General features: G+C 39.6%; 1 protein-coding gene and 1 pseudogene. Both read right to left on the reverse strand.

Annotation, left to right across the window (positions count from 1 at the left end):
* Positions 1-57 precede the first annotated feature (57 nt).
* A pseudogene (locus BABA_RS12825) lies at positions 58-204 on the reverse strand (2-phospho-L-lactate transferase CofD family protein); the annotation flags it as partial.
* The coding region (locus BABA_RS12830; RefSeq protein WP_007085619.1) for a RapZ C-terminal domain-containing protein at positions 201-556 on the reverse strand (356 nt) is incomplete at its 5' end. The pseudogene BABA_RS12825 and the gene BABA_RS12830, both read right to left, overlap by 4 nt.

Below are 556 nucleotides of genomic sequence, written 5' to 3' on the forward strand. Positions count from 1 at the left end.
ACCCGAATTGCTAGTTGATTATTTAGCCATGACTTGATACCCGATAGAATATCTACTGACTGAAGAACGAATCCGTCCAGAAGAACCTCCATCATCCGCAACGGTTACAATCGCTGTTAAATCAACTTTTTCTTTACGTAATGCTTTTAGAACGACAGGAATTCCGGTCCCACCACCGATAACGACAACTTTAGGATTGCTCATGAACGATTTACCGTTTCCTTTCTACGGTCTTTGTCTCTATGACTAACATTTAGATGCCACTTTTCTCTTAAAGCAGCAGAAACTCGTTCAGCAAAGGCCACTGAGCGGTGTTGACCTCCGGTACAGCCAAAAGCAATTGTCAAAACTGATTTCCCTTCTTTTTTATAAGCAGGGAGAATCGGAACCAACATCTTCATCAAATTTTGATAGAATTCTTCAGATTGCGGATGTTCCATCACATAATCATAAACTTCTTGATCTGTTCCATTTTTATCACGTAATTCAGAAATATAATGTGGATTCGGTAAAAAACGGACATCAAAAACCAAATCAGCATCGCCTAGATAAACCC

This window comes from Neobacillus bataviensis LMG 21833 (assembly GCF_000307875.1).
GTDB lineage: Bacteria > Bacillota > Bacilli > Bacillales > Cytobacillaceae > Neobacillus > Neobacillus bataviensis.